This window comes from Stutzerimonas stutzeri (genome assembly GCF_000952685.1).
Classification (GTDB): domain Bacteria; phylum Pseudomonadota; class Gammaproteobacteria; order Pseudomonadales; family Pseudomonadaceae; genus Stutzerimonas; species Stutzerimonas stutzeri_E.
Genome location: NZ_JYHV01000037.1, coordinates 459993 through 483386, shown reverse-complemented (window position 1 = coordinate 483386; position 23394 = coordinate 459993). Strand labels below are relative to the sequence as shown.

Below are 23394 nucleotides of genomic sequence, written 5' to 3'. Positions count from 1 at the left end.
CTGACGTGGGGGAAGGATCGATGAGACGAATTCTAATGGCCGGGCTGTTGCTGTTGATGGCGACTTCGGCCAGGGCCGCACTGCCTGATGACTACAAGCTGGTGTTGCTGACAGAAAACTTTCCGCCATTCAACATGGCGGCGGACGGCAAGAACTACGCTGCAGATCGCAACATCAGTGGAATCAACGCCGAGATCGTGCGCGAAATGTTCAAGCGTGCCGGGATCGCTTACAGCCTGACGCTGCGTTTCCCCTGGGAGCGTATCTACAATCAAGCGTTGGAGCATCCGGACCAGGGCCTGTTTTCCACCACCTACACGCCCGAGCGTGAGCCGTTGTTCAAATGGGTCGGTCCGCTAGCCAGTACCGGCTGGGTATTGCTGGCTCCGGCCGGCAGCCCGATGCGGCTGAGTTCGCTTGACCAGGCGCAGCAGTACCGGATCGGCGCATACAAGAACGATGCGGTCAGCCAGCATTTGGAAAGCCAGGGTTTCGAGCCGATCAATTCACTGCGCGACCAGGAAAACATCGGCAAGCTGCTCAAGGGGCAGATAGACCTATGGGCGACAACCGACCCCGTCGGGCCCTACCTGGCCAAGCAGGAAGGGGTAAGCGGATTGACCACGGTGCTGCGCTTCAACGACGCGCAGCTGTTCCTTGCGCTGAACAAGCAGACGCCAGATGAAGTCGTAACGCGATTGCAGAAAGCGCTGAACGAAATGAAGAGTGACGGCGCTATAGACGCCATCATGCGTCGTTACCTGTGATTCAACCTCAACGATAAAGGCCGTTTGCGCCATGGGCGATCATGGCGCGGTTGCCCCGGGTGGCGATCATCTGGTCGATGTTCACCCAATCGATGCCCTGTGCTCCGAGCTTCGGCAACTCCCGCTCCAACAGGGCAAGTGTGGCCGGGTGTGGATGGCCGATCACCACGACTGAACCTTGTTTGCGAGCCAGCTGTATGGCCGCGCGAAACTGCTCGGCAACGGCTTTGGGGCTGGGGTCGTCATCGAGAAAAATGTCGCGCGACAGGCTGGCCAACCCGATCTTTTGCGCGGCAGCTGCGGCGACGGTTCCGGCGTTGGTGCGGCTGTCCAGAAAGAATAGATGACGTTCCTGCAGCTCGCTCATCAGGGCGGTCATGGGGCGCTGTCGATCGGTCATCTGACTGCCCATGTGATTGTTCACACCGCTGGAATGGGGAACCTTAGCCAGTGCGCTGTCCAGGCGGCGATCCAGCTCCGCCTGCGGTAGTTGTGGCTGCCAGGCGTAGGGGCCGCCGGCGGGGGCCATGGGCAAATGCAGCATGACTGTCTTACCTGCCGTCCTGGCCTGCTCAGCCAGCTTCGTGGCGTGGCGGGTATCTGGCAGAATCGCCATGGCCACCGGGCCGGGCAAGGCCAGTACACGCCTGTCCCGAGCGGCATTCTGGCCCAGATCATCGATCACCAGAGCGAGCTTGGGCATCCGCGCGACGACTGCCAGATCATCTGCGCCTTCTATATCGCCGGCTTCAACGCTGGCCATGACGACCATTAGCAGCGGTGCGAGGATTCCCAGCAGAAGACGTACGACCTTGGGCATCCGCTACTGACCGCGAGTGAGGTTCAATCCCTTGAGCAGGTTCAGCGCCTGGCCGAGTTGGAAGTCATCGTCCTGTGGGCGTGGCGAATCGCTGACGATCGGAGCGCCGCTGGGGCGTTCCGGCCCTCCGTTGCCGTTGCCCAGATGGCCGGCCAGATCGGCCTCTCGTATGCCTTCGGCGGCCTGTTCGCGTGTCAGCTTGGCGCGGGTTACCTCGATATCGGGCTCGATGCCCTGAGCCTGGATGGAACGGCCGTTGGGTGTGTAATAGAGCGCAGTGGTGAGTTTCAGGGCGCGGTCATTGTTCAGTGGCAGCACGGTCTGCACCGAGCCCTTGCCGAAGCTGTCTGTACCCATCACGACGCCGCGCTTCTGGTCCTGCAGCGCACCCGCGACGATCTCCGACGCAGAGGCGCTACCGCCGTTGATCAGTACGACCAAGGGAACGCCTTCGCTGGCGTCGCCTGGATCGGCGCTGAAGCGCAGCTCGGAGTTGGCGATGCGCCCTTTGGTGTAAACGATCAGACCATCCGTGAGGAAGTGATCGGACACCTCCACTGCCGCCTGCAGCACGCCACCCGGGTTGTTACGCAGGTCGAGCACCAGGCCGTTGAGTTTCTTGCTGTTTTCCTTGCGCAGACGCGCCAACGCCTTGCCGACTTCTTCGCCGGTATTGATCTGGAACTGGGTGACGCGTAAATAGCCGTAGCCGGGTTCGAGCATCTGGCTCTTGACGCTGTTGACCTTGATCACCGCACGGGTGAGCTTGACGGTGAAGGGCTTGCCACCCTCGCGCACCAGCGACAACGATATATCGCTGCCCGGCTTGCCGCGCATCATGCTGACCGCATCCATCATCGACATGCCCTTGGTCGGCTTGCCATCGATCTTGACGATCAGATCGCCCGCCTCGATACCAGCCTTGGAGGCTGGTGTGTCGTCGATCGGCGACACCACCTTGATGAAGCCATCTTCAATGCCGACCTCGATGCCGAGCCCGCCGAACTCGCCGCTGGTGCTTTCCTGCAACTCGGCAAAGGCCTCGGGCTCGAGATAGGCAGAATGCGGATCGAGGTTGCTGAGCATGCCCTTGATAGCATTCTCCAGCAGGGTTTTGTCATCGACTGGTTCGACATAGGCGGCCTTGATCCGGTCCAGCACTTCGGCGAAGGTGCGCAATTCGTCCAGCGGCAGCGGGGCCTTGCGGGTCGCGGTGTCCAGCGCAATTGGCTCTGGCGCCAGCTCTGCGGGCGATTGCTGGGCCCAGGCGCTCCCGTACAGCCCCAGCATGATGGTCAGGGCCAGGGTGGTGGGTTGGGCTATACGTCGCAGGTGCAGCATGTCTGACTCCAGTTGTGAGGGGCGCTAGCAGCCGGACCGGCCTATCCTTGCGCGCGACACCATTGTGCTGGATCGCTTGGGCGACCCTGTTGGCGAATGGCGAAATACAGTGCGGCGGACTCTTGTCCGCCACTGGTTCCTACGGTGGCGATCGGGTCGCCTGCCTTGACGATTTCTCCGGCGTCGCGCAGCAAGCTCTGATTGTGACCGTACAGGCTCAGGTAACCATTGCCATGGTCGAGGATCACCAGCAGGCCGGCACCCCGCAGCCAATCGGCGAACACCACCCGGCCGCCGTGCACGGCACGCACCTGGGTGCCGACTTCGGCCCCGATCAGCACGCCATCCCACTTGGTTCGAGCATCACCGCCGCGCGGAGTGCCGTAGCGGGCGACCAATCGTCCGTCCACCGGCCAGGGCAGCTTGCCCTTGGCGCTGGCGAATGGGCCGCCGAAATTTCCTCCGGCGCTGGATACGATCGGCCCTGACGGTGCCGGTGCGGTGCGACCTGCCTGTTGCTGGCGGACTTGTTCTTCGCGTGCCGCTGCGAGCGCGCGTTGGCGCTCCTGTTCGGCTTCACGTGCTTGCCGCGCAAGGGTTTGCTCGATGGTCTTGAGGACTCGCTCCAGTTGCGCCTGCTCCTGCTGACGCGCCTTGAGCTTCTGGTCGCGGGTGGAAAAGTCGCGATCGAGCTTGGCCAGCGTCTGACGGCGCTCCTGACGTACCTCGGCCAGCTGGGCGCGGCGCTCCTGCAATCCGTCCTGCTGCTCGGCGAGCGTCGTCTGCTGCGCCTCGATGTTTGCTTCGACCTTGGCCAGCTGGCTGAGCGTTTCGTTGAAGTTTGCGACCTGCTCGAAACGGGCCTTGCTGAGGTAGTCGTAGTAGGTCAGGGTGCGGCTGAATTTTTCCGGGTTCTGCTGATTGAGCAGAAGCTTGAGATATTCCTGACGCCCGCTCTGGTAGGCAGCCCGCGCCTGGATTCCGATCAGGCGCTGCTGTTCGAGGCGAGCGCCTTCCAGTGTGGTCTTTTCATCATTGAGGCGCTCGAGCTCCGCTTCGCTGCGATCGATTTCCTGCTGCAGCGAGTCCACCTGCTTTTCCAGCTGACCCATCTCGCTTTCGGTGGTTTGCAGCTGTTTCTGGACCGCCGATTTCTCCTGCTCGATCTGCTTGAGCAGCTTTTGTAACTCGGCGACGTCCTTGCGTGCCGCTTCGATTTGTTTACGGGCGTCGGCGCGCTCGTCTGCCATGGCCGAACCGAGCAGACAGAAAAGTGCGAATGCGAGAAGAATACGAGGCATGTAAGGGACAAGCCGGAAGGTTTGGGATCGCCGTAGTATGCCTAAAAAAGCGGCTGGAAGCTCGAGCCCTCAGCTGAAGCGAAGGCTCGGTTTCCAGCTGCCATCGTCAGCTTTGCAGTTCGATGATCGAGCGGCCGGTCATCTCTGCAGGCACCGGCAGGCCCAGCAGCGTCAGCATCGTCGGAGCCACATCGGCGAGCACACCGCCTTCGCGGATCGTCAGGTTGCGCTTGCCGTAATAAATGAAAGGCACCGGTTCGCAGGTATGGGCGGTGTGCGCCTGTCCAGTCATGGCGTCCTCCATCTGTTCGACATTGCCATGGTCGGCAGTGATCAATGCCTCGCCGTCAACCTTGTCCAACGCTTCGGTGATGCGACCGATGCAGGTGTCCAGGCATTCCACTGCTTTCACGGCAGCCTCGAACACGCCGGTGTGGCCCACCATGTCGCCGTTGGCGTAGTTGACGATGATCACGTCGTAGCGCTGCTGCTCGATGGCTTCGACGATGCGATCGGTGACTTCCGGGGCGCTCATCTCCGGCTGCAGATCGTAGGTGGCGACCTGTGGCGATGGAATGAGAATGCGTTCTTCGCCGGGAAACGGCTCCTCACGACCGCCGGAAAAGAAGAAGGTGACGTGGGCGTACTTCTCGGTCTCGGCGATGCGCAGCTGGGTCTTGCCATTGTTCGCCAGGTATTCGCCCAGCACATTGGTGAGGGCTTCGGGTGCGAAAGCCGACGGTGCGGGGATGCTTGCGGCGTACTGGGTCAGCATGACGAAGCCAGCCAGTTTCGGTACGCGCGCGCGCGGGAACTCGTTGAAATCGGGCTCCACGAAGCAGCGGGTCAGTTCGCGCGCGCGGTCGGCACGGAAGTTCATGAACACCACGGCATCGCCATCTTCCACGCGTACCGGCTCGCCGATAGTGGTGGCTTTGACGAACTCGTCGCTCTCGCCGCGCTCGTAAGCGGCGATCAGGCCGTCCACCGCATAGTCGGAACGATAGGCCGCCTTGCCGTCGACGATCAGGTGATAGGCCTGCTCGACACGGTCCCAGCGGTTATCGCGATCCATCGCGAAGTAGCGACCGATCAGGCTGGCGACGCGGCCTTTGCCCAGGCGGGTGAAGGTGGCCTGCATCAGTTCGATGGAATGTTGGGCGCTTTTCGGCGGAGTATCGCGGCCATCGAGAAAGGCATGCAGATAGATCTTTTCTGCGCCGCGCTTGGCGGCCAGTTCGGCCATCGCCACCAGATGGTCTTGATGGCTGTGTACGCCGCCATCTGACAGCAGGCCGAGGATATGCACGGCCTTGCCCGCGGCGGCGGCCTTGTCGACCGCGGCGCAGATGTTCGGGTTCTCGAAGAACTCGCCGTCCCGGATGGACTTGGTCACTCGGGTGAAGTCCTGATACACCACGCGACCAGCACCCAGGTTCATGTGCCCTACCTCGGAGTTGCCCATCTGGCCGTCCGGCAGGCCCACATCCATGCCGCTGCCGGAAATCAGACCGTGCGGCTGGCTGGCGAGCAGACGGTCATAAACCGGTTTGTTGGCGGCGTGGATGGCATTGAATTCAGGACTGTCGCTGTGTCCGAAGCCGTCGAGAATCATCAGTACCAGGGGTTTGGGCGCGGCAGGCATGTATCTGGCTCCTTGCACGAGGGCGCGAAAAATGGCGGCCAGTCTACTGGCTGGCCCGTTTGGCGTCACGATTCGCAGGGTTCAGCCCGGTGGAGGGGCTGTGTATACTGGCCCGCATTTTATCCCCCGGGTACCCTATTGATGGTCGCTAACCTGATTGAATTTGTCTCCAACCACTATGTACTGGTCAGCATCTTTCTGGTGCTGCTGGTCCTGCTTGCCTTCACCGAGGCGCGCAAGGGCGGCAAGAGCCTGAGCAATCGTGAGCTGACCAATCTGGTCAATCGCGACGAAGGCGTGGTGTTGGACGTGCGTGCGAAGAAGGAGTTCGACGCGGGCCGCATCGTCGACTCATTGAACATTCCCTACGAGAAGCTGGTCAGCCGAATGGGCGAGCTGGAAAAACACAAGGGCAAGACGATCATCGTCGTCGACGCCATGGGCCAGCACGCTGGAGCGGCCTGCCGTGAGTTACAGAAGGCGGGCTTTACTGCTGCCAAGCTTGCTGGGGGAATTTCCAGCTGGCGCGGCGAGAATTTGCCAGTGGTCAAGTAAATATGCCAAAAGTCGTCATCTATACCACCGCCTGGTGCCCGTACTGTGTCCGGGCCAAGAGTCTGCTCGATCGCAAGGGTGTCAGTTACGAGGAAATTGCCGTGGACGGCAAGCCGGCCTTGCGTTCCGAAATGGCGAACAAGGCCGGACGTACCTCGGTTCCGCAGATATGGATAGGCGACGAGCATGTCGGTGGCTGCGACGAGCTGCACGCGCTGGAACGGGCAGGTCGGCTGGATCCGCTGCTACAGGCATGATTCGATTACAGCTCTGTCGGGCGGGCGACTCGCATCGGCGCTGGCAGGGCGATCTCCAACACGACATGCACAACAAGAAGGCTTCACATGACTGAACAAGCAAACAACGGCGCAGCGGCTGGTCAGGACGAGCAGGGCGCACAGTTTTCCCTGCAGCGGATCTATGTTCGAGACCTTTCTTTCGAGGCGCCGAAAAGTCCAGAAATCTTCCGTCAGGAATGGAATCCGAGCGTTGCGCTGGACCTGAACACCAAGCAGAAGTCGCTCGAAAACGATTTCCATGAGGTGGTGTTGACTCTGTCGGTTACCGTCAAGACGGGCGAGGAGGTGGCGTTCATCGCCGAAGTCCAGCAGGCCGGTATTTTCCTGATCAAGGGGCTTGAAGCCCAAGCCATGAGTCACACGCTTGGCGCCTTCTGCCCGAACATCCTGTTCCCCTATGCCCGCGAAACCTTGGACAGCCTGGTCACTCGCGGTTCTTTCCCGGCGCTAATGCTGGCACCGGTGAACTTCGATGCGCTGTATGCCCAGGAAATGGCTCGCATGCAGCAGGGCGGCGAAGCGCCGGCTACCGCTCACTGATTAGCGTCCTTTCGTAAGATCCTCTCGTTACACGCTAGCGCGGGACGCCTGGTGTCCCGCGCTAGCGGTTTACGGTTCTCAGCGTACCTTCACGACCAGTTTGCCCACAGCCTTGCGCTGGGCCAGCGTGTTTATCGCGTTGGCGGTCTGCTCAAGCGCGAAGGTCTGCGATACCAAGGGTTTCAGTTTGCCTTCGGCGTGCCAGGCAAACAGCTGCTTGAAGTTGGCGGCGTTGTCATGCGGCTGGCGGCGGGCGAAGGTGCCCCAGAACACCCCGACCAGCGAGGCACCCTTGAGCAAGGGCAGATTGGCCGGTAGCGAAGGGATATCGCCTGCAGCGAAGCCGACCACCAGCATTCGGCCGTTCCAGGCAATGCTGCGGAACGCTTCTTCGAACAGTTTGCCGCCTACCGGATCGTAGATCACGTCCACGCCCTGGCCATCGGTCAGCTCCTTCAGGCGCTCTTTGAGGCTGGTGTCTGTGTAATTGATCAGCTCATCGGCGCCCGCAGCCTTTGCGACCTCGAGCTTCTCGGCGGAGGACGCGGCGGCGATGACTCTGGCCCCCATTGCCTTGCCGATCTCGACGGCGGCCAAGCCGACGCCGCCCGATGCGCCCAGGACCAGCAGGGTTTCGCCGGGCTGCAGGTTGGCGCGTTGTTTGAGTGCATGCATCGAGGTGCCATAGGTCATGCTGAAGGCCGCAGCCGTCTCGAAACTCATGCTAGGTGGAACTGGCAGCACATTGTCTCCCGGGACGGCGACTTGCTCGGCAAAGCTGCCCCAGCCCGTCAGCCCCATGACGCGGTCGCCGACTTTCAAGTGGGTAATGTTCTCGCCCACCGCGGCGACCACGCCTGCAGCCTCACCGCCCGGCGAAAACGGAAAGGGCGGCTTGAACTGATACTTGCCTTCGATAATCAGCGTGTCCGGAAAGTTGACGCCGGCGGCATGTACATCGAGCAGCACCTCGCCCTTCTTGACCTGCGGGCTATCGATTTCTTCGATGACGAGTTTCTCGGCCGGGCCGAATTCTTTGCACAGGACAGCTTTCATCGGGTTTTCCTTATTGTCGTCAGAGAGGGACCATTGCCATTTTCGAGTTCAACCAGTCTAGGAGCCTGCTCGCGGCGTGCAATGAGCATGGTCTGTCCTGATGGCGATACATAAGGCCGGGCTTGGGTCCGCGCGTGGCACTGGTTATGCTGGTGACCGTATCCCTTGGAGTTTTCACGTGAAGCGACTTCTTGCTGTGTTCTTCGCGCTTTGTATGGCGCAGCCGGTTCTGGCCGAAACGTCCGAAGCCGATGCGGCCGCCACCAAAACCATCTATTACGCGTTGGTCCCTGCGTTGGTAGGAAACTACGGTTCGGGCGGCAGGCTGAAGTACTACAAGGCCGACATTGCGTTGCGTGTCAGCGGGAGTGAGGCGGAAGCGAAGGTCAAGCATCACGAGCCGTTAATCCGCAATCAGCTGGTGACGCTATTTTCGCAACAGACCGACGCCAGCCTCGGAGCGGTCGAGGCCAAAGAAACCCTTCGGCAGGAAGCGCTCAAGCAGGTACAGGCGGTGCTCACTCAGGAAGAAGGTGAGCCCTTGGTGGAAGACCTGCTATTCAATAATCTGATTGTTCAATAGTGGCCCGAGGGCATGGCAGCCCAATGGCTCAGCGCATACCGAGAATGGCGAGCCACTCGCTTTCACTGACCGGCATCACTGAGAGCCTGCTACCCTTCTGTACTAATGGCATCTGCGCGAGAGCCGGCTCCGCTTTGAGTCGAGGCAATGTCAGCGTCGAATCGAAGCGTTCGATAAAGCCGACGTCTACGGCGCTCCAGGGGTTTTTTGTTTTGTGGGCCTTGACGTCAAAATAGCTGCTGTCGGGGTCAAGGGCGGTCGGGTCGGGATAGGCGGTGCGCTGAATTTCTCCTATTCCGGCGATACCAGGCGTGGCGCAGCTTGAGTGGTAGAAGAAGAACCGGTCACCTTCAGCCATCTGGCGAAGGAAATTGCGAGCCTGGTAGTTGCGTACGCCATCCCAGCGACTCGTGCCGAGTTGCTCCAGGTTTCGAATAGAAAATTCGTCCGGTTCGGACTTCATCAACCAGTACGGCATGGTCTTTGCTCACTGCTGATTGCATTGATGGGTTCTCAAACGCAACATCCCCGACAATCGGTCGCAACGCAAGTTTGCGCTGTACCGAGGCATGACGGAGAATGCCGCGCTTGAGGTTGGCATTGTCGAGTCTGGAAAACTAAAACGATACTGACTCGACGTAACACTGTCGCCTAGCAGGGGGAGGCGAAAACTATGAAACGCAAGCCAGACATTCTTTGGATCCTGGTGCTGATTTTTGGCCTCGGGGTCGTGACAACGGGCTACACCCAGGGGTTGTGGGATCGGCCAGGCGACACGTCTTCAATGGTTCCGATCAGTCATTCGCAACAGCTTCAGCGCTGAGCGCGCCCGCCGCATGGACGCGGCCCCAGATATTCCTCAGCTATTCCCGCCTCGCTTCGCATACCAGCCCCGGCCCGTCACCGTAGCCTCCAAGCTCACATCCCAGCTGGCCAATGGCAAGCGATCAACCTTCTGACATTCGTGGGCAAGGCCTAGAAGCGTCGGTTTGTGACCTTTTTTGCGCCTACTGCGGTATGCCAGGCTGCGATCATAAAAGCCCCCTCCCATGCCCAGCCGGCCACCGTGTTCGTCGAACCCCACCAGCGGCATAAGAATTAGATCGAGGGCCCAGATGGAGCGCTGACGGGCATGACAAAAAACCGGCTCGGAGATACCGAATCGGTTCGGCTTCAGCTGCTCGTTCGGAAGTATTCGCTGGAACACCATGCGCGTGCGTGGCCAGGCATTGAGCACCGGCAAGTAGGTCGCCTTGCCGCGTCGTTGCGCTTCCAGTAACAGCGGGCGGGGATCTATTTCACCGTCGTTGGGCAAATACAGAGCGACGTGGCGCGCACGGCGAAACAGCGGATGCTGAGCCAGTTGCCGATACAGGTTTCTTGCGGCCTGACGTTGCTGGACGGGCGAGAGCTGGCGGCGAGCTTGTCGCAATTGACGTCGCAGCGCCGGGCGCGAGAGGCCTTCGGCTGCGATCATGAAATGAGGCTCCCCAGCATGCCGCTGCCAGCGTAGGCCCTTGAACCCGAGAGTTCAAGGTGGCGACTACAGAGTACCTTAAGGCTTTCCGTCAGGCGGACATGCACACCGGCACTACGTGTAGCCTCCATGGTGTTGCTTATCGGGAGAGGGTCATCGCCGACTGGCGAACATGCCAGGGAGTGGGCGGGATTATAACGCAATCTGTCTGCCGTTCATCAGTTGCTGGAGGGGTTTGGATCAGTGGCCAGCGCGCTGTCGACCCGCTCAAGCAAAACGCGGACGTGCTCGCGGGCGCTGTTGGCTTCGGCGTCCAGCCGGTCATGCTTGTGTAGCAATTCATGGGTGATGTTGAGCGCGGCCATTACCGCGACACGGTCGGCGCCAATGACCTTTCCGCTGCTGCGGATTTCCCGCATCTTGCGGTCCAGGTACTGCGCGGCGCCTTCGAGGTTGCTGCGTTCTTCGGGTGGGCAGGAAATGCAGTATTCCTTGTCCATGATGTGCACGGTTACGGTGTTCGGCTGGGTCATGAGTCCTGCTCCAGGGCTTTCAGGCGCGAAATCATTGATTCGACCTTCACTCGTGCCATTTCGTTCTTTTCAATCAGATGAGCGCGTTCCTCGCGCCAGGCCTGCTCGCTGTGAAGCAGCAAGCGATTCTGCACCTTGAGTTGCTCGATGCGCTGAATCAGCTGTTCCAGCTTGGCGGTCAGCAATTGCAGATCGGCGTCTTCCATGGGATTCCCGGTAAGTGGCGCGAGCATCTGGCGGTCCGGCTTCGATGGTCTTGGCTCGTGTGCCGATGCTAGGATACAAGGCCTCATTCTAGTCATTAGCGCCACTGCGCGCCTAGCCGCCAATGCCCATTCAGAACTCGCCGTATGCCGCTTTCGCCACATTGCTGGCCAGCAGTGCCCAACCCGTCACACCCGCCGAGCTGCACGGGCTTTTGCTCGGGCGCAGCTGTGCCGGCGCCGGTTTCGATGTCGACATCTGGTTGACCGATGCAGCCGAGCTGCTCGGCACCGAGCCCGAGGAGTCGGTGCGCCAGGCGCTTATCGGCTTGCAGGAGATGGTCAAAGGCGAGCTTGCCGGTGACGACATCGCCATCGTGCTGTTGCTGCCCTCCGATGATGCACCGCTCGCCGAGCGCGCGCTTGCCCTGGGGCAATGGTGCCAGAGCTTCCTGACCGGCTTCGGCTTGATCGCCGGTGACCGCGCGCTGAGCGGCGAGGCCATGGAAGTCCTGCAGGATCTGGCAGCCATCGCGCAGATCCAAGACTCCCTGGAGGAGTCGGAGGACGGTGAAAGTGACTACATGGAAGTCATGGAATACCTGCGCGTGGCGCCACTGCTGCTGTTCACCGAGTGTGCAAAGCCGGTACCGCCGGCACCCAAGCCCTCCTTGCATTGAGGACCCAGCCGTTCATGATCCGCATCCCGAAGTCGGAATACAGCCGTCGGCGCAAGGCGCTGATGGCCGAGATGGAACCCAACAGCATCGCCATCCTGCCGGCGGCGCCGATGTACATCCGCAATCGCGACGTCGAGCACATCTACCGTCAGGACAGTGATTTTCAATATCTGTCCGGGTTCCCTGAGCCGGAATCGGTGATTGCGCTGATCCCGGGCCGCGAGCATGGCGAATACGTGCTGTTCTGTCGTGAACGCGATCCGGCGCGAGAACTGTGGGACGGGTTGCGGGCGGGCCAGGACGGGGCCATCTCCGAGTATGGCGCTGATGACGCCTTTCCCATCGGCGATATCGACGACATTCTGCCTGGCCTGATAGAAGGGCGTTCACGGGTTTACTACGCCATCGGCAGCAATCAGGAATTCGACCACCGGTTGATGGAGTGGATCAACACTATCCGCTCCAAGGCGCGTCAAGGAGCGCAGCCGCCGAACGAGTTCGTCGCCCTCGATCATCTGTTGCATGACCTGCGTTTGTACAAATCGACCAACGAGGTGAGGGTGATGCGCGCCGCGGCGGAGATCTCCGCCCGCGCCCATGTTCGCGCCATGCAAGCCAGTCGCCCAGGCCTCTACGAATATCACCTGGAAGCGGAGCTGGACTACGAGTTTCGCAAGGGCGGGGCGAAGATGCCGGCTTACGGCTCCATCGTCGCGGCTGGCAAGAACGCCTGCATTCTGCATTACCGCGAGAACGATGCGGTGCTTAAGGATGGCGACCTGGTGCTGATCGATGCTGGCTGTGAGATCGACTGCTACGCCAGCGATATTACCCGCACTTTCCCGGTCAGCGGTCGCTTTTCAGCCGAACAGAAAGCGATCTACGAGCTGGTGCTGGCAGCCAATGAAGAGGCCTTCAAGCATATTGCGCCCGGCAAGCATTGGAACGAGGCCCACGAGGCTACCGTTCAAGTCATCACGGCCGGACTGGTCGAGCTGGGTCTGCTTCAGGGCGATGTCGAGGAGCTGATCGCCGCCGAAGCCTACAAGCCTTTCTATATGCATCGCGCCGGTCACTGGCTGGGCATGGATGTCCATGATGTCGGCGACTACAAGGTCGGCGGCGAGTGGCGCGTGCTCGAGCCGGGCATGGCGATGACTGTCGAGCCGGGCATCTATATCGCCGCTGACAACCAGGACGTGGCGAAGAAATGGCGCGGCATTGGTGTTCGCATCGAGGATGATGTGGTTGTGACCCGCACCGGCTGCGACATCCTCACCACCGGTGTGCCCAAGACCGTCGCGGAAATCGAGGCCTTGATGGCGACCGCCTCCGAGGTCGCCTAGGCATGGGTCGGCTCGCCATCGTGGGCGGCGGACTGGTCGGTGCCAGTCTGGCGCTGGCGCTGCAGCAGGGCGCCAGGCAACGCGGCTGGACCATCGAGCTGATCGAGCCGTTCGAGCCGGGCAATGAATATCAGCCCAGCTACGACGCGCGCTCCACCGCGCTTTCCTACGGTACCCGGCTGATCTACCAGCGGTTGGGCGTCTGGGAGCGGATTGCCGAGCGTGTTGAGCCGATCAGCCGCATCCATGTTTCCGATCGCGGGCGGGCGGGTGCTGCTCGGCTCGATGCCAGCACCGAGCAGGTGCCTGCACTGGGCTATGTCGTGGAAAACGCCTGGATTGGTCATTGCCTGTGGCAGGCGCTGGATGATCGGGTCGTGGTTCGTCATTGCCCCGCCGAAGTCGAGCGCATGCAGCCCTTGGACGGCGGTTATCGGCTGATCCTGACTGACCGGCAACAGCTTGACTGCGATTTGGCCGTGCTCGCCGACGGGGGGCGGTCCGCGTTGCGCGAGCAACTCGGCATCGAGATCAAGTGCACGCCTTATGATCAAACGGCGCTGATCGCCAACGTGACGCCGGGCAAGCCTCATGGCGGACAGGCGTTCGAGCGCTTCACCGATAGCGGGCCGATGGCGCTGTTGCCGTTGCAGGACAATCGCTGCGCCTTGGTCTGGACGCGTTCGGAGCAGGATGCGGCGCGTCTGGCCGCGCTCTCGGAAGCGGAGTTTCTCGGCGAACTGCAACAGGCGTTCGGCTATCGCTTGGGAGGTTTCCAGCAGGTCGGGGCGAGGCATCTCTATCCGCTGATGCTGATAGAGGCAGCAGAACAGGTTCGCTCCGGGTTGGTCGTACTGGGTAACGCCGCGCACAGCTTGCACCCTATCGCAGGGCAGGGATACAACCTGTCTCTGCGAGACACCGAGGCGCTCGCGAATGCGCTATTGAGCAGTCCTAAGGGATTGGGGGATCTGGGTGTGCTGCAGGCTTATCATCGGCAGCAGCGGACGGATCAGCGACTCACCGTGGGTTTTTCCGATCGGCTGACCCAGCTGTTCGGTGATTCGGCCCGTCTTTCCAGCGCGGCGCGCAACGTCGGACTGCTGGGGTTGGATCTCATGCCGCCAGCCAAGAGCTGGTTTGCGCGGCAAGCGATGGGGTTGGGCGTACGCGAACGTTGAGCGTCTTGGGCTGATCGTTCGGAGTGGTCGAGTTGTTTCCTGAACCCGCTCAGCATTGGACCGTTCCGGGCGATTGGAGAGCTACGGCGGGAGCAGTCCTGCCGGGTTGAGTATCGAGCGTGTAATGCGCAGGGCCGTCAGTTCGGCTTGCGGACCCACCAGACATGCCGCAGCCGAAGGCCGGCGCGGTGTAGGAGAGCAGCAATGCAAGCGGACCTCATCATCGTCGGTGCCGGGATGGTCGGCAGTACTCTGGCCTTGGCACTGCAAGACGCCGGCTTCGCCATCAAGCTGATCGATGCCGGCCCGCTGGACGTCCAGACTTTCGCCCCCGACGCCCCATTCGAACCGCGTGTCAGTGCGTTGTCCGTCGCCAGCCAGCGGATTCTCGAGCGTGTCGGCGCCTGGTCTGGAATCGTCCGGCGCCGTGCCAGCCCCTATACCGATATGCATGTGTGGGATGGCTCCGGCACCGGGCAAATTCATTTTTCCGCCGCATCGGTACATGCCGAGGTGCTCGGCCACATCGTCGAGAACGCTGTGGTGCAGAACGCCCTGCTAGAGGTTTTGGAAGCGCATGGCTCGATCGAATTGCTGGCCAACGCACGTCTGGAGCGAATGCAGCAGAACGAACATGGCTGGACCCTGACCCTGGCCGACGGGCAACAACTCAGCGCCGGTCTGGTGGTTGCGGCCGATGGCGCCAACTCCGCGGTCCGCCGTCTGGCAGGTTGCGAAACGCGCGAATGGGATTATCTGCACCATGCCATCGTGACCAGTGTGCGCTGTGCCGAACCGAATCAGCAGACGGCCTGGCAGCGCTTCACCGATGACGGCCCGTTGGCCTTCCTGCCGCTGCAACGCGGAGACGATCCGCATTGGTGCTCCATCGTCTGGTCGGCCACCGAAGACGAGGCTCAGCGTCTGATGGCTCTCGACGATCAAGCGTTCTGTCAGGCGCTTGGGCGGGCCTTCGAATACCGCTTGGGCGAGGTTCTGAAGGCCGATCCGCGCCTTTGTATTCCCTTGCGGCAGCGCCATGCCAAGCGCTATGTGCAACCAGGCCTGGCGCTCATTGGCGATGCTGCGCACACCATCCACCCCCTGGCGGGGCAGGGCGTGAACCTAGGCTTGCTTGATGCCGCAGTGCTTGCAGAGGTACTGCTGGCGGCTACCGCTCGGGGTGCCCAGTTGGGTGATCCCCGTGTATTGGGCCGTTTCGAACGACGCCGGATGCCGCATAACCTGGCCATGATGGCTGCGATGGAAGGCTTCGAGCGCCTGTTCCAGGCGGATCCTCTGCCGCTGCGCTGGCTGCGCAATACCGGCCTGAAAGCGATTCAGGCCATGCCGGAAGCCAAGGCATTGTTCGTGCGTCAGGCTTTGGGTCTGAGCGGTGATCTACCGGATCTGGCACGCGTCTGACCGACGATGGCTCGCGGTCTCCGGGCGGCGCGAATAGTTGCGTTGAGAAAGTAAATGACATTCACTACTATTCAGCCTCGTTCATCAATGAAATGAGGCTGATCCATGCAGGCAAGCAAAGGTTTACTCGCCGCTCTGGCGCTCACTGCGCTGTCGAGCGCTGTACAGGCTGCCGATGAAGTGGTGGTTTACTCCTCGCGGATCGATGAATTGATCAAGCCTGTTTTCGATGCCTACACGGCCAAAACCGGCGTCAACGTCAAGTTCATCACCGACAAGGAAGCGCCGCTGATGGCTCGCATCAAGGCCGAAGGCGAGAACACGCCGGCGGATCTACTGTTGACGGTGGATGGCGGCAACCTTTGGCAGGCCGAGCAGATGGGCATCCTGCAGCCACTGAAGTCCCAGGTGATCCAGGACAATATTCCCGCCCAGTACCGCTCATCCAGCAACGCCTGGACTGGCCTGTCGCTGCGTGCTCGGACCATCGTCTACTCGCCCGAGCGGGTCGAGAAGGGCGAGTTGACCACCTACGAAGCGCTTGCGGACAAGAACTGGGAAGGCCGTCTGTGCCTGCGCACCAGCAAGAAGGTCTATAACCAGTCGCTGACGGCCACGCTGATCGAGACCCACGGCGCTGAGAAGACCGAGGCGATCATCAAGGGTTGGGTGGATAATCTCGCAACCGACGTATTTGCCGATGACACTGCCTTGATTCAAGCAGTCGATGCCGGTCAGTGCGACGTGGGTATCGTCAATACCTATTACTTCGGCCGCCTGCATGCGCAGAATCCTGAGCTGAAAGCCAAGTTGTTCTGGCCAAACCAGGGTGATCGCGGCGTACACGTCAACCTGTCAGGCATCGGCCTGACCAAGTACGCACCGCACCCCGAAGCGGCACAGAAGTTGGTGGAGTGGATGACCTCGCCGGAGGCACAAAACATTTTCGCCGACATCAACATGGAGTTCCCGGCCAACCCGAATGTGAAGCCTTCTGCGGAGGTCGCCGCGTGGGGCGATTTCAAGGCGGACACCATTCCGGTCGAGGTTGCCGGCAAGCGCCAGGCTGAAGCCATCATGCTGATGGACCGTGCCGGCTGGAACTGATCGGCTGCGGCGAGCTGCAAGCAGGTTTCATATCACGGCGCCGGGCAAAGAAAGGCTTCGGCTTCTCGGTCTCGGCGTCACACTGCTTACAGCTATCGCTGTCGTTATACTCGACGCCCCCGGCATGCTCCGGGGGCGTTGTCATTTTTGCTTCCGAGGCCTGAGTGTCCCACCCTGTCGAGCACCGTTGGTACCCTATCTCCCTCGCCGTCGCCGCGCTGGTATTGCTGCCGCTTAGCGTCCTGCTGTTCAGCTGGGGCGACATCGACACGGGCATTTGGTCGCACCTCTGGCAAACCCAGATGCCACGACTGCTTGGCAACACGCTGACGCTGGTCCTGGGTGTCGGCGTAGGGGTGACGGTGCTTGGGGTCAGCCTGGCGTGGCTGACTTCGTTGTGCGAATTTCCGGGGCGGCGCTGGCTTGACTGGGCGCTGATGTTGCCCTTCGCGATTCCCGCCTACGTGCTGGCATTCGTCTTCATCGGCCTGCTGGATTTCGCCGGCCCGGTTCAGACGTTGGCACGCGAGTGGTTCGGCAGCGGGGTACGCTTTCCTCGGGTCCGTTCCACCGGCGGGGTGATCATCGTTTTGGTCCTAGTCTTCTACCCCTACGTGTATCTCTTGGCGCGCTCGGCATTCATCGCCCAGGGCAAGGGATTGATGGAGGCGGCGCGAGTCCTCGGGCAGTCGCCCTGGCGAGCGTTCTGGAGCGTGGCATTGCCGATGGCGCGGCCGGCAATCGGCGCCGGGCTGGCCTTGGCATTGATGGAAACGCTGGCCGATTTCGGAGCTGTCGCGGTATTCAACTTCGATACTTTCACCACCGCCATCTACAAGACCTGGTACGGGTTCTTCAGCCTCACCAGCGCGACTCAGTTGGCCAGCCTGTTGCTGCTGGCGGTGATGCTGGTGCTCTACGGCGAACGCCGTGCGCGCGGTGCGGCCAGACCCGCCAATGACCGGGCTCGCTCGGCTGTGCTCTATCGACTACATGGATTCAAGGCGCTCGCCGCCAGCAGTTGGTGCGGCCTGGTGTTTCTCTGCGCCTTCGTCGTTCCGGTGCTGCAGCTGCTGGTGTGGCTCTGGCAGCGTGGGCGATTCGATCTCGATGAGCGATATACCGGGTTGATTCTGCATACGCTCTACCTGGGAGGCCTGGCGGCCTTTATCACGGTCGCGGTGGCGTTGCTGCTGGCCTTTGCCCGGCGCCAGGCACCGGTACGCACGGTGAAGACAGCTGTTGGGTTGGCAAACCTGGGCTATGCGCTGCCGGGTTCGGTGCTGGCGGTTTCGATCATGCTCGCGTTCAGCTATCTCGATCGTGAACTGGTCATTCCTCTGTCCGCATGGCTAGGCGGCGCCGGCAAGCCGTTCCTGCTCGGTAGCCTTGCGGCCTTGCTGTTGGCTTATCTGATCCGTTTCATGGCCGTCGCGTTCGGCCCACTGGAAAGCGCACTGGCGCGAATCCGCCCCTCACTACCGCAAGCGTCGCGCAGCCTTGGTGTGGGCGGGCCGGCGCTGTTTTTCCGGGTATATCTGCCGTTGCTGTTGCCCGGCACGTTGAGCGCTGCACTGCTGGTATTCGTCGACGTGCTGAAGGAAATGCCGGCGACGCTGTTGATGCGCCCGTTCGGGTGGGACACGCTGTCGGTGAGAATCTTCGAAATGACCAGCGAAGGCGAGTGGGCGCGTGCTGCGCTGCCTGCGCTGACGCTGGTGCTGGTGGGCCTGCTGCCGGTCATCCTGTTGATACGCCGTTCGGCCCGACGAGCGGGTTGAGCATTCGCTCCATCGCCGCACCGTGACCTGTCACATCCTTGGGGCTACAATGCGCGCCATTCAAAAATCGTCGGGCTTGTCTGCTCGACTCTAATGAGCTTCACCCACGCCGCTTCGGCGACCTGCCCGGAAGGAGAAACCCATGGGTCAGCGTACTCCCCTCTACGATCAACACCTCGCACTTGGCGCCAAGATGGTCGACTTCGGCGGCTGGGACATGCCGCTGCATTACGGCTCCCAGGTAGAGGAGCATCACCAGGTGCGACGTGATTGTGGAGTGTTCGACGTCTCTCACATGACGGTGGTCGACGTCGCGGGCCCCGACGCCATGAGCTATCTCCAGCGCCTGCTGGCCAACGATGTGAGCCGCCTCGGGCCGGTAGGTAAAGCGCTGTACACAGCGATGCTCAATGAGCGCGGCGGCGTGATCGATGACCTTATCGTTTATCTCACCGACTGGGGCTACCGCCTGGTCGTCAACGCCAGCACTCGCGATAAGGATCTGGCCTGGATGCAGGCGCAGGCGGAAGGCTTTGCCGTCGAAGTGACCGAGCGACCCGAGCTGGCGATGCTGGCTATCCAGGGACCGCAGGCGCGAGCCAAAACGGCTGAGCTGGTCAGTCAGCCTCGGGCCGCGCTGATTCAGGAATTGAAGCCGTTTCATGGCCGGGCCGCTGGGGACTGGTTCATCGGGCGCACCGGCTATACCGGCGAGGATGGTCTGGAGATCATTCTGCCGGCCGAGCAGGCCCCCGATTTTCTCAGTGAACTGGTCGGGGCCGGTATTTCACCAATCGGATTGGGTGCGCGTGACACGCTGCGCCTCGAGGCGGGCCTGAATCTCTACGGCCAGGACATGACCGAAGACGTCTCGCCGCTGCAAGCCAACATGGGCTGGACCGTGGCCTGGGAGCCGGCCGAACGTGACTTCATCGGTCGCGCGGCGCTGCAAGTGCAGAAAGAACAAAGCGACCTGCCGAAACTCGTGGGTCTGGTGCTCGAAGAGCGCGGCGTGCTGCGTGCCCATCAGACCGTGCGGGTCAATGGTGTTGGCGAAGGCGAAATTACCAGCGGCAGTTTTTCGCCTACGCTTGGCAAAGCCATCGCGCTGGCGCGTGTGCCGGCCGCAGCCGGTGACCGCGCCGAAGTGGAGATCCGTGGTAAGTGGTATCCCGTGCGCGTGGTGCAGCCGACTTTCGTGCGTCACGGCAAAGTACTGGTGTAAATTCGGCCAACTGCTTCCTAGCAGCGGGCGGTCGAGCCTGTTTCGTGCCCGCAAACCGACAGTTTTTTTGAGGACATACGAATGAGCGACATCCCCAGCGATCTGCGTTACGCCGCCAGCCACGAGTGGGCTCGCCTCGAAGCGGACGGCAGTGTAACCGTCGGCATCTCCGATCACGCCCAGGAAGCCCTGGGTGATGTGGTGTATGTGGAACTGCCGGAGATCGGCCAGCAACTCACCGCCGGCCAGCAGGCAGGCGTGGTGGAGTCGGTAAAGGCCGCTTCGGACATTTACGCGCCGATTTCCGGAGAAGTGGTCGCGGTCAACGAGCAGCTCACCGACTCACCGGAGATGGTCAACAGCGAGCCCTATGGCAGCTGGTTCTTCCGGCTCCAGCCGAACGACGCTTCTGAACTGGACAAGCTGCTCGACGCAGCGGGTTACAAGGCCTCCTGCGACGCCGAAGCCTAAGCGGTCCCCTAACAAAAAGCCTCGCGATGCAGGTGTGTGAGAATCGATCACATCGGTTTCACAAAAGCCTGTGTGTCGGGGCTTTCCTTTTTCGAGAGAGCAGTGATGTCCCACGTGCCGCGCCTTTCCCAGCTCCAGCAACCTGACGCCTTTTTGCGTCGCCATCTCGGTCCCGATGCGGCTGAACAGCAAGCCATGCTCGACGCGCTGGGCTTGTCCAGCCGTGAGCAGTTGGTCGAACAGACCGTACCGCCGGCGATCCGCCTTCAGGGGGAGCTGGCATTGCCACCGGCGTTGGACGAGCAGGGCGCACTGGCACGGCTGCGCAGCTATGCCGAGCAGAACCAGCTCTGGACCAGTCTGATCGGCATGGGTTATCACGGCACCATCACGCCGCCGGTAATCCTGCGTAACGTGCTGGAGAATCCGGGTTGGTATACCGCCTATACCCCCTATCAGCCGGAAATCGCTCAGGGCCGTTTGGAGGCACTGCTGAATTTCCAACAGCTGACCATCGATCTTACCGGGCTGGACCTGGCCAACGCCTCGCTGCTCGATGAGGCGACCGCGGCGGCGGAAGGGATGACGCTGGCGCGGCGCATGGCCAAGAGCAAGAGCAACCGCTTCTTCGTCGATGAGAACTGTCACCCGCAGACGCTCTCGGTGGTGCAGACCCGTGCCGAGGCCTTCGGCTTCGAACTGGTGGTCGGCGCCGTCGAGGATATCGCGGCGCAGGAGGTGTTCGGCGCGCTGCTGCAATACCCCGACACCCACGGCGAGATCCGCGACTTGCGCCCGGCGATCGAGGCGCTGCATGCCCAGCAGGCGCTGGCCTGTGTCGCAGCCGATCTGCTCAGCCTGCTGCTGCTGACGCCACCGGGCGAACTCGGCGCGGATGTGGTGCTCGGTTCGACCCAGCGCTTCGGCGTGCCGATGGGCTACGGCGGCCCGCATGCGGCCTATTTCGCCACGCGTGACGCCTTCAAACGTGCCATGCCTGGGCGCATCATCGGTGTGTCCAAGGATGCCCGCGGTAACACGGCGCTGCGCATGGCGCTGCAGACGCGCGAGCAGCACATTCGTCGCGAGAAGGCCAACTCCAACATCTGCACCGCCCAGGTGCTGTTGGCCAACATCGCCAGCTGCTACGCGGTATACCACGGCCCCGAGGGGCTCAAGCGCATCGCCCAGCGCACTCATCGATTGACGTCGATTCTGGCCGGCGCGCTGGAGCGGCACGGCATCAAGCGCCTCAACCAGCATTTCTTCGACACCCTGACCCTCGAGGTGGGCGGCGCTCAGACCGCGGTCCTCGAAAGCGCCCGGGCCGCGCGGATCAATCTGCGTATCCTTGGTCGCGGCAAGCTGGGTGTCAGCCTCGATGAAACCTGTAACGAGCAGACCGTGGAGCAGCTGCTGGCGGTGTTTCTCGGTGCCGATCACGGACTGGACATCGCGACGCTGGACGCGGGTGAAATCGTCAGTGGCATCCCGACCGAACTGCAGCGCAGCAGCGCTTATCTGACTCACCCGGTTTTCAACACCCACCACAGTGAAACCGAGATGCTGCGCTATCTCAAGCAGCTGGAAAACAAGGACCTGGCATTGAACCAGGCAATGATTCCGCTCGGTTCATGCACCATGAAGCTCAACGCCACCAGCGAGATGATCCCCATCACCTGGCCGGAGTTCGCCAACCTGCATCCCTTCGCTCCGCAGGAGCAGGCGCATGGCTACAAGTTGATGATTGACGAGTTGGAGGCCTGGCTCTGTGCGATCACCGGCTTCGATGCGATCTCGATGCAGCCCAACTCCGGCGCGCAGGGTGAATACGCGGGCCTGGTCGCGATCCGCAAGTATCACGAGAGCCGTGGCGAAGGGCAGCGGGATATCTGCCTGATCCCGTCCTCGGCGCATGGCACTAACCCGGCGTCGGCGCAGATGGTCAGCATGCGCGTTGTGATCGTCGAGTGCGACAAGGCGGGCAACGTCGACCTTGAAGATCTCAAGCGCAAGGCCGCCGAAGCAGGCGACAAGCTGTCCTGCCTGATGATTACCTACCCATCGACCCACGGCGTCTACGAGGAAGGCATTCGCGAAATCTGCGAGGCGATCCATGCGCAGGGCGGCCAGGTCTATATGGACGGCGCCAACCTCAATGCGCAGGTCGGCCTGGCGCGACCTGCCGACATCGGTGCGGACGTCTCGCACATGAACCTGCACAAAACCTTCTGCATACCCCACGGGGGCGGCGGTCCTGGCATGGGCCCGATCGGCATCAAGGCGCACCTGCAGCCGTTCGTGTCCAACCATCCGGTGATCGAGTTGCAAGGGCCGAATCCGCAGAACGGTGCGGTCAGTGCGGCGCCCTGGGGCAGCGCCAGCATCCTGCCGATCAGCTGGATGTACATCGCCATGATGGGGCCGCAGCTGCGCGATGCCACCGAAGTTGCGATTCTCAGCGCGAACTACCTGGCGATGCGCCTCGGTGAGGCGTTCCCTGTGCTCTACAGTGGCCGCAACGGCCGGGTCGCGCACGAATGCATCATCGACCTGCGGCCGTTGAAGGCGCAGACCGGTATCACCGAGGAAGACGTCGCCAAACGCCTGATCGACTACGGCTTCCACGCGCCGACCATGTCGTTCCCGGTGCCGGGCACGCTGATGATCGAACCGACCGAGAGCGAGTCGAAGGTGGAGTTGGATCGCTTCGTCGAGGCGATGCTGAGCATCCGCGCTGAGATTGCCAAGGTTCAGGACGGCGGCTGGTCTGCCGAGGACAACCCACTGGTTCGTGCGCCGCACACCCTGGCCGATGTGACCCACCTGTGGGATCGCCCCTACAGCATCGCCGAGGGCGTGACCCCTAGCGCCCACACCCAGGCGCACAAATACTGGCCGGCGGTAAACCGGGTCGACAACGTCTTCGGCGATCGAAATCTATTCTGCGCCTGTGTGCCTGTCGAGGATTACCGGGACTGAACTGCCGCGGTGTAGGCGGATGCCGCTTTCTTGCATCCGCCGCAATTCCGCAGGGTGGATCGTTAAACGTGATCCG

At 61.7% G+C, this 23394-nt stretch carries 23 protein-coding genes and 1 other RNA gene; 14 read left to right on the top strand and 10 right to left on the bottom strand.

The window, feature by feature from the left end:
• Positions 1 to 20 precede the first annotated feature (20 nt).
• Positions 21 to 767 carry a substrate-binding periplasmic protein gene (locus UF78_RS20805; protein WP_045164379.1) on the top strand — a complete coding sequence of 249 codons (747 nt, stop codon included), beginning with the start codon at positions 21 to 23 and terminating at the stop codon, positions 765 to 767.
• A 7-nt stretch (positions 768 to 774) separates the two neighbouring features.
• On the opposite strand, the gene UF78_RS20800 is transcribed toward UF78_RS20805, so the two are convergent.
• From UF78_RS20800 to gpmI, 4 genes are all read right to left on the bottom strand, one after another.
• Complete coding sequence (locus UF78_RS20800; protein ID WP_413044477.1) at positions 775 to 1530, bottom strand: divergent polysaccharide deacetylase family protein; 756 nt, start codon at positions 1528 to 1530, stop codon at positions 775 to 777.
• A gap of 60 nt (positions 1531 to 1590) precedes the next feature.
• Complete coding sequence (locus UF78_RS20795; protein WP_045164112.1) at positions 1591 to 2928, bottom strand: S41 family peptidase; 1338 nt, start codon at positions 2926 to 2928, stop codon at positions 1591 to 1593.
• 41 nt (positions 2929 to 2969) lie between these two features.
• Positions 2970 to 4229: a murein hydrolase activator EnvC family protein gene (locus UF78_RS20790; protein ID WP_045164111.1), complete on the bottom strand. Its 1260-nt coding sequence runs from the start codon at positions 4227 to 4229 to the stop codon at positions 2970 to 2972.
• Between the two features lie 106 nt (positions 4230 to 4335).
• Positions 4336 to 5874, bottom strand: a complete 1539-nt coding sequence (gpmI, locus tag UF78_RS20785) for a 2,3-bisphosphoglycerate-independent phosphoglycerate mutase (protein ID WP_045164110.1) — start codon at positions 5872 to 5874, stop codon at positions 4336 to 4338.
• Between the two features lie 141 nt (positions 5875 to 6015).
• Between gpmI and UF78_RS20780 the strand changes: the two genes are divergently transcribed.
• The 3 genes from UF78_RS20780 (at position 6016) to secB (ending at position 7268) form a co-directional block, all read left to right on the top strand.
• Positions 6016 to 6429, top strand: a complete 414-nt coding sequence (locus UF78_RS20780) for a rhodanese-like domain-containing protein (protein ID WP_045164109.1) — start codon at positions 6016 to 6018, stop codon at positions 6427 to 6429.
• 2 nt (positions 6430 to 6431) lie between these two features.
• A complete protein-coding gene (gene grxC, locus UF78_RS20775; protein WP_045164108.1) occupies positions 6432 to 6686 on the top strand; it encodes a glutaredoxin 3 in 255 nt (84 codons plus the stop codon).
• An 87-nt stretch (positions 6687 to 6773) separates the two neighbouring features.
• The gene (secB, locus tag UF78_RS20770) at positions 6774 to 7268 is read left to right on the top strand and encodes a protein-export chaperone SecB (protein WP_045164107.1); all 495 of its coding nucleotides are present in this window, start codon (positions 6774 to 6776) and stop codon (positions 7266 to 7268) included.
• Between the two features lie 78 nt (positions 7269 to 7346).
• Here secB and UF78_RS20765 read toward each other — a convergent pair whose 3' ends face one another.
• Positions 7347 to 8324 carry an NADPH:quinone oxidoreductase family protein gene (locus UF78_RS20765; protein ID WP_045164106.1) on the bottom strand — a complete coding sequence of 326 codons (978 nt, stop codon included), beginning with the start codon at positions 8322 to 8324 and terminating at the stop codon, positions 7347 to 7349.
• Between the two features lie 178 nt (positions 8325 to 8502).
• On the opposite strand from UF78_RS20765, the gene UF78_RS20760 reads away from it, so the two are divergent.
• On the top strand, positions 8503 to 8907 hold the full coding sequence (locus UF78_RS20760) for a flagellar basal body-associated protein FliL (protein WP_045164105.1): 405 nt from the start codon (positions 8503 to 8505) through the stop codon (positions 8905 to 8907).
• Between the two features lie 28 nt (positions 8908 to 8935).
• Here the strand turns inward: UF78_RS20760 and UF78_RS20755 are convergent, their stop codons facing one another.
• The 5 genes from UF78_RS20755 to UF78_RS20740 form a co-directional block, all read right to left on the bottom strand.
• Positions 8936 to 9385 (bottom strand): EVE domain-containing protein, encoded by a 450-nt coding sequence (locus UF78_RS20755; RefSeq protein ID WP_045164104.1) that lies wholly within the window; start codon positions 9383 to 9385, stop codon positions 8936 to 8938.
• A 381-nt stretch (positions 9386 to 9766) separates the two neighbouring features.
• Positions 9767 to 10384 (bottom strand): 5-formyltetrahydrofolate cyclo-ligase, encoded by a 618-nt coding sequence (locus UF78_RS20750; protein WP_045164102.1) that lies wholly within the window; start codon positions 10382 to 10384, stop codon positions 9767 to 9769.
• 6 nt (positions 10385 to 10390) lie between these two features.
• Positions 10391 to 10569: non-coding RNA, 6S RNA (ssrS, locus tag UF78_RS22765), on the bottom strand.
• A gap of 33 nt (positions 10570 to 10602) precedes the next feature.
• Complete coding sequence (locus UF78_RS20745; RefSeq protein WP_045164101.1) at positions 10603 to 10917, bottom strand: cell division protein ZapA; 315 nt, start codon at positions 10915 to 10917, stop codon at positions 10603 to 10605.
• A complete protein-coding gene (locus tag UF78_RS20740) occupies positions 10914 to 11123 on the bottom strand; it encodes a TIGR02449 family protein (protein ID WP_045164100.1) in 210 nt (69 codons plus the stop codon). The genes UF78_RS20745 and UF78_RS20740 overlap by 4 nt, the downstream gene beginning before the upstream one ends.
• 122 nt (positions 11124 to 11245) lie before the next feature.
• Between UF78_RS20740 and UF78_RS20735 the strand changes: the two genes are divergently transcribed.
• The 9 genes from UF78_RS20735 to gcvP all read left to right on the top strand — a co-directional run bounded on the left by UF78_RS20735 (position 11246) and on the right by gcvP (position 23318).
• A complete protein-coding gene (locus tag UF78_RS20735; protein WP_045164099.1) occupies positions 11246 to 11800 on the top strand; it encodes a YecA family protein in 555 nt (184 codons plus the stop codon).
• Positions 11801 to 11814: 14 nt separating this feature from the next.
• On the top strand, positions 11815 to 13146 hold the full coding sequence (gene pepP / locus UF78_RS20730; RefSeq protein ID WP_045164098.1) for a Xaa-Pro aminopeptidase: 1332 nt from the start codon (positions 11815 to 11817) through the stop codon (positions 13144 to 13146).
• Positions 13147 to 13148: 2 nt separating this feature from the next.
• The gene (gene ubiH / locus UF78_RS20725; RefSeq protein WP_045164097.1) at positions 13149 to 14327 is read left to right on the top strand and encodes a 2-octaprenyl-6-methoxyphenyl hydroxylase; all 1179 of its coding nucleotides are present in this window, start codon (positions 13149 to 13151) and stop codon (positions 14325 to 14327) included.
• 204 nt (positions 14328 to 14531) lie between these two features.
• Positions 14532 to 15752 carry a 2-octaprenyl-3-methyl-6-methoxy-1,4-benzoquinol hydroxylase gene (locus tag UF78_RS20720; RefSeq protein WP_045164096.1) on the top strand — a complete coding sequence of 407 codons (1221 nt, stop codon included), beginning with the start codon at positions 14532 to 14534 and terminating at the stop codon, positions 15750 to 15752.
• 105 nt (positions 15753 to 15857) lie between these two features.
• Positions 15858 to 16859, top strand: a complete 1002-nt coding sequence (locus UF78_RS20715; RefSeq protein WP_045164095.1) for an extracellular solute-binding protein — start codon at positions 15858 to 15860, stop codon at positions 16857 to 16859.
• Between the two features lie 164 nt (positions 16860 to 17023).
• Entirely contained in the window at positions 17024 to 18640 is a 1617-nt protein-coding gene (locus tag UF78_RS20710) for an ABC transporter permease (protein WP_045164093.1), read from the top strand.
• 142 nt (positions 18641 to 18782) lie between these two features.
• Complete coding sequence (gcvT, locus tag UF78_RS20705) at positions 18783 to 19865, top strand: glycine cleavage system aminomethyltransferase GcvT (RefSeq protein ID WP_045164092.1); 1083 nt, start codon at positions 18783 to 18785, stop codon at positions 19863 to 19865.
• An 81-nt stretch (positions 19866 to 19946) separates the two neighbouring features.
• Positions 19947 to 20336: a glycine cleavage system protein GcvH gene (gene gcvH / locus UF78_RS20700; RefSeq protein WP_045164091.1), complete on the top strand. Its 390-nt coding sequence runs from the start codon at positions 19947 to 19949 to the stop codon at positions 20334 to 20336.
• Positions 20337 to 20441: 105 nt separating this feature from the next.
• The gene (gene gcvP / locus UF78_RS20695) at positions 20442 to 23318 is read left to right on the top strand and encodes an aminomethyl-transferring glycine dehydrogenase (RefSeq protein ID WP_045164090.1); all 2877 of its coding nucleotides are present in this window, start codon (positions 20442 to 20444) and stop codon (positions 23316 to 23318) included.
• Positions 23319 to 23394: the final 76 nt, after the last annotated feature.